This window comes from Coprococcus sp. TM115-187 (genome assembly GCF_027679115.1).
Classification (GTDB): Bacteria; Bacillota; Clostridia; order Lachnospirales; family Lachnospiraceae; genus Allocoprococcus; species Allocoprococcus comes.
This window is the reverse complement of record NZ_JAQEKS010000042.1, coordinates 1-9,989: the sequence shown is the minus strand read 5'-3', so window position 1 is coordinate 9,989 and position 9,989 is coordinate 1. Positions and strand designations below refer to the sequence as shown.

Below are 9,989 nucleotides of genomic sequence, written 5' to 3'. Positions count from 1 at the left end.
TATAGTGGTTCAGTTGTCAAGACAAAAATCTAAGCTTTTTATAATGAACTGATATATGTAACTGGGTAGGGGAGAAAATCCCCCCTTAGGCTGCATGATCATCCAGTAACAGAATCGGATAATAGCAGGATGCCGGTGTTTGATTATTGAGTGCAGAATGACAACGTTCAAAGTTGTAAGTGTGCACATATTTACCGATTGCCTTCCGTGCTTCTCTGATATTGTTATATTGGGTCAGATATGCTTCCTCGTACTTGAAGCTTCGGAACCATCGTTCAATCATGATATTGTCAGCCCACCGGCTTTTACCATCCATGCTTTGACGGATCTGGTTCTCTTTGAGGAAATTCATGTACTCATTGCTTGTAAACTGACAGCCCTGATCTGAATTCAGGATAACAGGTTTTGCCACTATAAACGCCTTTTTTAACGCAGTTATGACCATTCTGGTATCCAGAGTATCATCGACTTCCCAGCCAACGATACAGCGGCTGTACCAGTCAATCACAGCGGTCAGATACAGAAATCCACGCTTAATGGGGATGTATGTAATGTCGATTGACCATGCCTGATTTGGACGGTCGATAACGGCGTTACGTAGCAGATACGGGCAGACTTTAGCCTGTCGCATACGTTTAGAAAGGTTCATTTTTGGATAAATTGGATCAATCCCCATTTCATTCATATAACGGCGCGTTTTCCGGCGACCAACCTGATGCCCACGCTTCTTCAGTTGAGCAGACAGTTGTCGTGCTCCCCAGGCCGGATTATCCGTGTGTAATCGATCTATGATCGATTTGCAATCCAACTCCTCCTGAGATATGGGCATGCCCTTGTAATAAACACTGGTACGATTGATATCAAGAAGTGTAGCCCCTGTTTTAACTGGAAGTTCTTTAGTCTTCAAAAGGTTTTGGACTAAATTTACTCTCGTAGTCAGGTCCAAGTGTTTCTTCAGATTTTTTTTTCAACCAATCCACCTGCATGGTGAGCTGGCCAACTTTTTTCGCATATTCAGCTTTTTCCTTGCGTTCTAAAGCGAGTTTTTCTTTCAGATTATCCTCTCGTGTGTCATTAAAAACCACGGATGCTTTATCGAGGAACTCCTTCTTCCAGTTGCGGAGAAGATTCGGCTGAATATTGTTTTCGGTTGCGATTGTATTTAAGTCTTTTTCTCCTTTGAGCAGTTCAATCACTAATTCTGATTTGAATTTGGCAGAGAAATTTCTTCTTGTTCGAGACATAATAATAATCCTTCTTTCTGTAGTGTTTACAGTATATCAGATTCATTAAGAAATGTCTCTTGAAGTGTCTTAAATTACGATACCATTATAATAGAACCAGAATGATCGCTTACATTATCAGTGGTATCACGGTAGGTATTGCAGGATTTATCCTTATGGCAAGAGCCGGAAGTGTAAGTACTTCAACTGGTCAGGGAATGGAAATGAACGTTGTCACAGCATTGGTACTTGGAGGTGTGCCATTGTCCGGAGGTTCTAAAGTAAAAATGATCGGAGCTGTGGTCGGAAGCTTTTCTGTTATCCTTTTGAGAAATGGATTGATTATCCTGGGTGTTAACGAACGTGTGGTTGAAGGAATTCAGGGACTGGTACTGTTACTATTAGTATTCCTTACATATGTAAAGAACAAAGATGGTGTACTGGAGTAACAGATGAAACAAGGAGAAAAAGAGGAGGAAAAGAAATGAAAAGAATTAAACGAGCAGTAGCTGTTTTATTAGCAGTTATGATGGTATTCTCTGTAATCGGTTGTGGTGGTTCTTCAGGAAGCAAGAAATCAGACAGCAGTTCAAAAGAGACAAAAGATGCAAAGACAGAGGAAGTCTGGGGAAACAAATCAGGTCAGGATGAAATTTGTGGAGATCCGGATGGTAAATACACAATTGGTGTAGTTATCCATACAACAACAGATTTCCTTTGCGCAAAATACAAAGCATACACAGATTATCTTGGAAAAGCATATGGTGTAAAATTTAACTATTACATTATTGAAAACTTTGCAGATGAAACATATCTTTCTGCAATTGAAAACCTCTGTGCACAGGGTGTTGATGGTATTATCACAACAAACTTCTCAGGAACAGCAGTCCTTCAGGGATTAAAAATTTGTGAAGAAAATGAAGTTTATCTTGGTGTAGGCTGGTCACAGATTGATGAAAGCATCAAAGATCAGGTTTACAAGAGTGATTACTTTGTTGGTGGATCTTATGAAGCAGATTACGATGCAGGATATGAAATCGTAACAAGCCTTATTGATTCAGGATGCAAGAACATTGCAGCAATTGGCTATGAACCTGGAATTACCTGCCATGACAGAAGATGGGAAGGTATGATGAAAGCATTTGAAGATCATCCGGAAGTTAAAAAAGCTGGTGAATACAGAGGCCTTGAATTCACAAAAGCAGTAGAAGATTTCCTTGCAGCAGATGATTCTATCGATGGTATTGCAATTACACTTCTTGGTATTGAATACTGCTCAGAACCAATCAAATCAGCAGGACGTGAAGGTCAGGTTAAGATCGCATTCTGTGACCTTTCAGAAAATTGTCAGGGAAGTCTTGACAATGGTGAAACAGTATGTGCAATCGGTGGACAGTATGCTGATGCAGTATTCCCGTTCGTACTTATCTACAATGCACTGGAAGGAAATGCTCTTGACAAAGTAGAAGTACCGGTTAACTTTATTGTATGTAAATCTGGTCAGGAATTCTCTGATTACATGACATACCTTCATAATGATGGTGTATATGCATGGACAACAGATGAAGTTGATCAGCTGATTAAATCAAAAAATAAAAATGCATCTTCTGATGAGCTGCTTGAAATGGGCAAGAACTACAGTATTGAAGATACAATTGCAAGACATGGAAAATAAATTACTACTTTAACGGATATGGAAAGGGAAGGCGTATGAAAACGAAATCAGATACAGTTAAAAATGTATGCAAAGTCGTTATGCTCCCGGTATTTGTATATCTTCTGTTTTTCATATGCTCCGGCGGAGCATTTGGAAAACCGGCGAGTCTTATTATGAACCTGAAGCAAACGCTGGCCCCTACGCTAATTTCATTCGCAATGTGTTCGAACATGTTGTGTAACAGAATGGATCTTAGTGCAGGTGCGGTTGTAATGCTCTCGGCAATGTTCGGAGCAAAAATGGTATATCTTTACGGAATCGGATTGATACCATTTGCATTGATTGTGGTTGGAGCGGGCATTGTACTTGGAACAATCTCAGGTGTTATGTATATGTTACTGAGAGTTCCGGCAATTGTTACAGCACTTGGTGTTTGCATGGTATATGAGACATTATCCAACCTGGCAAGTATTTCATGGGTAACAGCTATTAACGGAGAAATTACAACACTTGGAAGATTTCCGTATTGTTTGATTATTTTTGCGATCATGTTTGTACTGTTCTACATCATTTTCAACTATACAAAGTTTGGATATAATGTAAGAGCATGTGCAAGTTCACAGAGAATTGCAAAAAATTCAGGTGTCAATACCAAGAAAACAGCATTCCTCTGCTATGTAGTTTCATCATTATTCCTTGGAGTTGCGGCACTTTTGAAGATTTCTATACAGGGATCAATTGATACGCCGATGTACATGTCAAGTACGAATATTATTTTCAACTGCATGCTTGGAATTTATGTTGGACTGGCACTTGAACAGTATTGTAATCTGGTAATCGGAATCTTTATCGGAAACTTTATTTTAAATATGCTGACGACAGGACTTCTCAGCATGGGACTTTCAGCTTCGCTGCAGGATACAGCATCTGGAATCTTCCTTCTGGTTATTATGATCTTTACTTACAACAACCAGAGAGTAATGAACTTTATCAGTGAACGAAAGCTGAAAAAAGAGCTTGTGAGAACAAACGCACAATAAAAAATAATTTAAATGACACCCGGAGTATACGCATCCTGTCAGCTTGCGATACTCCGGGTGTCGCTGTATAATCGGAATAGACAGCATTTGACAGGGCATAATGGGAGGAAGAAAATATGATAAAAGTATTGTTAGTGGATGATGAAAAGCTGGCACTGGAGTATTTGGAGCATATTATTGATTGGGAGTATCATGGATTTGAATTGATCGGGGTAACGACAAATCCAGAACAGGCACTTGCAATTTACAAGACACACAGACCGGATCTGGTGATATCAGATGTAAAGATGCCTGGATTAAATGGATTGGAATTAGGGGATGCAATTCGCGAATATGGTGGAAATACACATATTCTGTTCCTTTCAGCATATAAAAATTTTGATTATGTAAAACAGGCAATCCGGTTAGGAATTGATGATTATATCTTAAAAAGTGATCTGGAGGAAGATGGATTTTTAAGAAAAATACTAAAATTAAAAGAAGAAATTATAAAAGAAAAAGCAAAAAAGCAGTATACAATTACAGCAATTTTAGAGGAATTATTTAGAAAAAATATTTCAGAAGAGGTATATAAAGATATTCTTGATGAAAATGATTATATAGGTTTGCATAAGAAATATTATTATATTATCGTTTCTCAAAGAAAGGTTCCGAAGATTTTAAAGAAATATATTCCACTTGATAACAATCAGATGACATTGGATAATCGGCTCATAAAAAGAGCGTGCGAAAATGTATCTGAAAATACTGGGATTCATGTAGGGGCCAGGTTTCCGGTAAACGAAGATGAATATCTGATTTTGCTTGAATTCGGAAAAGGAATTGTTTCACAAAAAGAAATAAATGACAGAATTTATGATTTTGCAAGAAAGCTGTATGAATATATTAACAGAGAAGAAAAACTGTATCATGTATATTATTGTTTGCATGGAAGTATGGTAAGGCAGTTCCGGTCTAATTTTACAAATTATCAAAGACAACTGGAAAATAATATTTTAAAAAATGAAGTAGAGTTACAGGAGCTGCGTTATGACGGAAAAGAGGAAAATGAGAAGAAACTGTCAGGAATTTCATCAGAAGAAATTTATCAGTCTTTACAACAGGGAAAAACAGAAGAAATTGAAAAAATAGAAAACCGATTGCATGAAACAGAAAAAAAACAGAATGTTACAGAATACTTGGAATATATAGAACATATTTTGGAGGCTCTTAGTTTGTTTGATGGAAAACTGATTGGAGAAACAAGCGGTCAGAGATTTTTGATGACCGAGGGATGCAGTTCTTATGATTTTAGAAAAGTAACAGATCTTCAGGCATATATTGAATACAAGATAGAAGAAATTTGTCGAATGAAAAATGAGAAAGAAAAAATGATTTATTCCGATGTGACAATCAATGCAATGGCTTATATCAATCAGAATTATGGTGATGCAAGTATTACAGCAGCAGAAGTTGCGGAGCATGTTGGTGTGACGTCTTCCTGGTTATCAACGAAATTTAAAACAGAAACTGGAATACGGGTAAATGATTTTATCAATAATGTCAGAATAGAAAATGCAAAGAAAATGTTCCAGGATAAAGAATATATGGTTTATGAAGTATCAGAAAAGACAGGTTTTACTTCCAGTCAGTATTTCAGTAAAATTTTCAAAGAATATACAGGACTGACACCGAACCAATATCGCAGGAAATTATTAGCCGGAGAGTAGAAGAGGTCATGAAATTAAGAAATAAATTGGTTATAGCACAATTATGTGTGTTTTTGGTAATTATGGGAATATTGCTCATGGCATTACCGGAACTGGTATATAGAAATATCAGTGTGAAAGACAGAGAGGATACCATGATTCTGAATGAGCAGATCATGTCTCAGTTAGATCAGAATTTTGAAGAGCTGGTAAGATTTACAAAGATTGTGGCAGAAGAACCAGAACTTATTCAGAAAATAGATCAATATATGTCGGAGCCGAATGAAGCAAATAATGCGAAAATAAGTCTTTTTTTATCCCAGCTTGGTGTAAAAAATAAAATTCAGTCATATGGAATCATCGGGATTTATCTGGATGTCCAAAAGGCGGATAAAATATATGATTTTTCAACAGTAGGATTTTCGAATAAAGTAAAAGAACATATTTGTAGTGAAATAAAAGAATTAGATTTAAAAGGGAAAAAGACAAGTTTTTTGAATCCTTTTGCTTATGACGGGGAATCAGATACAGCATTTGGAAATATATTTAACATGGTTTATGGATATACGATGGAATATATATATCATGGGCAGAAAGGCAATCTTACTGTTATAGCATCTTTTGACCAGTTGTACTATATTGCAAACCAGATGAAAGATTACAGTAACGATTATCTGTTTCTTGATAAAAATAATCAGATTTTACAGCCAAGTGTTAAGGAAACACAAATAGATGTAAACGCAACTCTGAAAAACATGAAGTATGGAAAAAGCTATAAGGAAGGTTATTGGCAGCAGGAAGATGGGATTACTACAGTACGTTTTTCAGAAGAAGATGGGTGGAAGATTATTTGCAGGCAGAGCAGAAAAGATATTCTGGACAATAACCGTTCACTGATTTTTCTGCTAGAAATACTGATTTTATGTTTTGGGCTTGGAATTGTGTTAGTTATGATCCCGATTGTAAATCATTTTACCGGTCCGCTTACGGATGTATCAAAACAAATGAATGAAATAGCAGAAGGAAATCTGGATGCACGAATTGAGGTGAATTCAACAGATGAAATAGGAGAAGTAGGCGCTTCATTTAATGTTATGGCAAAACGTTTGCAGGAAAATATTGTTGAAATGGTCGAACAGGAAAAGAGAGAGCAGCAACTGAAGTATGGTCTGATGATTTCGCAGGTGGATCCACATTTTATCTATAATACCATGAATATGATTACATATCTGGCACAGAAAAACCGGAATGAAGATGTGATTGCAGTGAATAAAGCTATGATTCAGATTTTAAGGGACAGACTACGTATAGAGGTGGATAATGTTTATGATACAGTAGAGCAGGAAATTAAAGTAGTGAGAGAATATTTACTGATTCAGAAATATCGATATACAGGAATATTTAAAAGTGTTATTGATATCGAAGCGGGGGTTGAGCCATATCTGATTGCAAAAAATATTTTGCAGCCACTTGTAGAGAATGCGTTCTTTCATGGAATTCTATGTAATACGGATGAAGAAGGCGAAGTAATAGACGGATGCATTACGATTCGTATCAGAATGGAAGAAGATGAAGTTGAGATTATTGTAAAAGATAATGGTGCAGGGATGTCTCAGGACAAACTAGATGAATTAAGCAAACCGCAGCGTAAACTGTCAAGTATGGAAAGAGGAGAACATATCGGTATAAAAAATATTAAAGAAAGACTGGACTATATTTATGAAAATAAATACAGATTTCAGATATGGTCAAAAGAGGGCGAAGGTACGATCGTTACGATCCGGATTCCGGCAATTGTATCAAGTGAAACTGAGAAATAAAAGAATGGAAGAGGTTCTATGTAGCAGTAAAAACTGTTATATGGAGCCTTTTTATATAAGTAATGAAGGGAATTTATGTGTCTGAAAGAAGTGGAAAAGGGCCAACATTTTGTGATTTCGTTAAGAAATGGGTATAAACATTTTCTATTTTCGTTAAAAACTAGCGTAAAACATTTCTGCTTTTCGTTAAAAAGCAAGGAAAAACATTTCGTGTTTTCGTGAAAAAATGTATAATAGGAGAATCAAAACATTGCGCAGGAGGACTTTCATGGAACCATTCTATTATACCAAAATGACGAAACAGCAGCAGGCAGCATACCATGTAATCATGCAGGGAGCAAATGCACTTGCGGATGAATTTCAGATACCGCGCATAGAAAGTGCGGAGCTTTATGATGTCTTTTTCAGGCTTCGGCTGGATCATCCGGAGATTTTCTGGATGACAGGATATAAGTATAAATACTATCAGGACTCTCCGAATCTGATCTTTGTACCGGAGTATCTGTTTGACAAGAATAAAATCCGGGAGCATCAGAGGGCAATGTCCTCCAGAGTAGAAAAACTTGCGCGGGCGGCAAAAGATTTGTCTGAATGGGAAAAGGAGAAATATATTCATGATTTTATCTGTGATAATGTGACTTATGATAAGCTGAAAAAGGCGTATTCCCATGAGATCATCGGTCCACTTGGACATGGAGTTGGCGTATGTGAAGGAATTGCAAAATCTGTGAAAGTACTCTGTGATACGCTTGGAATCTGGTGCATGATCGCAGTCTGTGGTAACAATCCGGAAAAAGGGATCAAGTACCGTCATACTTGGAATATCGTAAAAATTGGTGGTACATATTATCATCTGGATGCAACTTTTGACAATACGCTTGGTAAACACAGTGCGGCAGGACAGGAGATCCGCTATGATTATTTCAATCTGGACGACAAGAAGATTTTCCGGGATCATGAACCGCTGATCGCACCGGCACCGGTCTGTACGAATGGGGATCATTTTTATTATCGGGAGAAGAAACTTTCCTTTACAAAAGAAGAAGATGTCTATAAACGGTCGCTGCAAGCGGCTAAGAAGGGCAGGACATTGACCTTTCAGTGGAGAGGTGGCTATCTGACAAGAGAAGTTTTGGAGAAACTTTTGGATCTGCTCCGGAAAGCCGGAGAAGAGAAGCAGAAGGCTGCCAGGATCAGCCTCAACTGGTCGCAGGCAGTGATCCGTGTCAGTTATGTGGAGGACATAGGACTTGCCTGTGTGGATATGGAAGAGGCAAATGAAGGAGAAAAGGAATAGATGAGTGAACTGGAAATACAGGAAAATATGTCAGCAGAGGAAGCGTTCATGGATACAGAAAGTGCATATGAAGAAATTCCGGAGGCCTTCCAGAAGCTTGCCCAGTTACTCGGTCAGGATCAGTTTGAACTTCTGTTTCCAGACAAAGATGTGGAAAACCAGGATGAAATGCGTCTGGTGTATCTGATGAATGATGCAGTGGAAAGCTTTCTGGTATTCTCTGGTGCAAGAATGACCGGACATTATCAGAAAGATTATGAAGGAGAGCTGGACGCAACTTTAAGCCAGGAGGATGGAGAATATGTACTTGTCGTATATCAGGGCGAAACGGTTGTGACCATTTTCTTCCAGGATCTTTCGCTGGAGATGAATCTCTATAATTACGGAGATATAGGACATTTCTGGTTGAAAGGGTACGAGTATCTGCGGATTCTGGAATATCGTCTGGCGATTCTGAATGATAAATGTGAATACCTTGGAGAAGAGGCGGCAAGTGATACCGAACGGAAACTTGCAAAACTGGTACATTTTCCTCCGCTGAACTATACCTGTTATCCGGCAGTTCCGGCAAAATATATTGTCCCGATGGAAGATCCGTGGAATCCGACCGAAGAGGCAATGGATGTAATGGAAGAGCTTGCTGTGGAGAAAGGGGACAGAAGCATGGTAAGGTGGCTTCGTTTTTACCGGAAGCATCACGGAAAAGTGATGAGCAGATGGCTTGCAAGGCTGTTACACAGAAGAAGCCATGCAGATATGATTGACCTGCTGGATAAAAAGCTTGCAAAAGAAGCAAAAAATTATCCACGAAGAGATTTTGGAGAGAAATTTAACCAGAAGTACGAAAAAGTTTTACAGAAAGCAGAGCAAAGAAAAGAAGAACTGGAGATAAACGGGCAGAAAGTGACGCTTGTGCGTGAGGAGCCGTTTTCTGCTGCAAGAGATTTGGTGGATTTTAAGGTGTATCTGATGATATGGAAAGAAAAAAGGGGAGATTGGATCGTGGAAATCGAAGAGTTTCTTTGAATTTTTGTAAATAAATAAAATAGAAAAATAATTTAAAATAAAAAGTATTTTTTGATGATGAGGCAAATAGGGATAGATGGTTGAAATCAGTAGGATAAGTGTTAGAATAAAAGATAAAATAGAAAAGTAATTTTAGGAAAATTAGTTTTTTAAAAGACATATTTTTCTTGAATATTGAGGAATAGAAAAGGCAAAATGTGTAAAGTATGTTATTAGAAGGTGGGGAAATGCATGGATG

At 37.8% G+C, this 9,989-nt stretch carries 9 protein-coding genes; 7 read left to right on the top strand and 2 right to left on the bottom strand.

The window, feature by feature from the left end; genetic code table 11:
• Nucleotides 1–85: 85 nt before the first annotated feature.
• Nucleotides 86–907 (bottom strand): IS3 family transposase, encoded by an 822-nt coding sequence (locus PGW42_RS15560; protein WP_004841748.1) that lies wholly within the window; start codon nt 905–907, stop codon nt 86–88.
• Nucleotides 897–1,244, bottom strand: a complete 348-nt coding sequence (locus PGW42_RS15555) for a transposase (protein WP_004615306.1) — start codon at nt 1,242–1,244, stop codon at nt 897–899. Before PGW42_RS15555 ends, PGW42_RS15560 begins: the two co-directional genes overlap by 11 nt.
• Nucleotides 1,245–1,345: 101 nt before the next feature.
• Between PGW42_RS15555 and PGW42_RS15550 the strand changes: the two genes are divergently transcribed.
• From PGW42_RS15550 to PGW42_RS15520, 7 genes are all read left to right on the top strand, one after another.
• Nucleotides 1,346–1,672, top strand: a complete 327-nt coding sequence (locus PGW42_RS15550) for a sugar ABC transporter permease (protein ID WP_270235175.1) — start codon at nt 1,346–1,348, stop codon at nt 1,670–1,672.
• Nucleotides 1,673–1,707: 35 nt separating this feature from the next.
• Nucleotides 1,708–2,898, top strand: a complete 1,191-nt coding sequence (locus tag PGW42_RS15545) for a sugar ABC transporter substrate-binding protein (RefSeq protein WP_227119754.1) — start codon at nt 1,708–1,710, stop codon at nt 2,896–2,898.
• A 35-nt stretch (nt 2,899–2,933) separates the two neighbouring features.
• Nucleotides 2,934–3,920 carry an ABC transporter permease gene (locus PGW42_RS15540; RefSeq protein ID WP_055247455.1) on the top strand — a complete coding sequence of 329 codons (987 nt, stop codon included), beginning with the start codon at nt 2,934–2,936 and terminating at the stop codon, nt 3,918–3,920.
• Between the two features lie 116 nt (nt 3,921–4,036).
• A complete protein-coding gene (locus PGW42_RS15535) occupies nt 4,037–5,629 on the top strand; it encodes a response regulator transcription factor (protein ID WP_055260329.1) in 1,593 nt (530 codons plus the stop codon).
• A gap of 77 nt (nt 5,630–5,706) precedes the next feature.
• Nucleotides 5,707–7,428: a sensor histidine kinase gene (locus PGW42_RS15530; protein WP_270203045.1), complete on the top strand. Its 1,722-nt coding sequence runs from the start codon at nt 5,707–5,709 to the stop codon at nt 7,426–7,428.
• Nucleotides 7,429–7,696: 268 nt separating this feature from the next.
• Nucleotides 7,697–8,725 (top strand): transglutaminase domain-containing protein, encoded by a 1,029-nt coding sequence (locus PGW42_RS15525; RefSeq protein WP_270203043.1) that lies wholly within the window; start codon nt 7,697–7,699, stop codon nt 8,723–8,725.
• Nucleotides 8,726–9,751 carry a DUF3878 family protein gene (locus PGW42_RS15520; protein ID WP_270203041.1) on the top strand — a complete coding sequence of 342 codons (1,026 nt, stop codon included), beginning with the start codon at nt 8,726–8,728 and terminating at the stop codon, nt 9,749–9,751.
• The last annotated feature ends 238 nt before the right edge of the window (nt 9,752–9,989 follow it).

Bases quoted from the DNA above. Each gene is read 5' to 3' on its own strand.
- PGW42_RS15520 (WP_270203041.1), top strand. From the start codon at position 8,726: ATGAGTGAACTGGAAATACAGGAAAATATGTCAGCAGAGGAAGCGTTC.
- PGW42_RS15530 (WP_270203045.1), top strand. From the start codon at position 5,707: ATGGCATTACCGGAACTGGTATATAGAAATATCAGTGTGAAAGACAGA.
- PGW42_RS15540 (WP_055247455.1), top strand. From the start codon at position 2,934: ATGAAAACGAAATCAGATACAGTTAAAAATGTATGCAAAGTCGTTATG.
- PGW42_RS15550 (WP_270235175.1), top strand. From the start codon at position 1,346: ATGATCGCTTACATTATCAGTGGTATCACGGTAGGTATTGCAGGATTT.
- PGW42_RS15545 (WP_227119754.1), top strand. From the start codon at position 1,708: ATGAAAAGAATTAAACGAGCAGTAGCTGTTTTATTAGCAGTTATGATG.
- PGW42_RS15535 (WP_055260329.1), top strand. From the start codon at position 4,037: ATGATAAAAGTATTGTTAGTGGATGATGAAAAGCTGGCACTGGAGTAT.
- PGW42_RS15525 (WP_270203043.1), top strand. From the start codon at position 7,697: ATGGAACCATTCTATTATACCAAAATGACGAAACAGCAGCAGGCAGCA.
- PGW42_RS15555 (WP_004615306.1), bottom strand. From the start codon at position 1,244: ATGTCTCGAACAAGAAGAAATTTCTCTGCCAAATTCAAATCAGAATTA.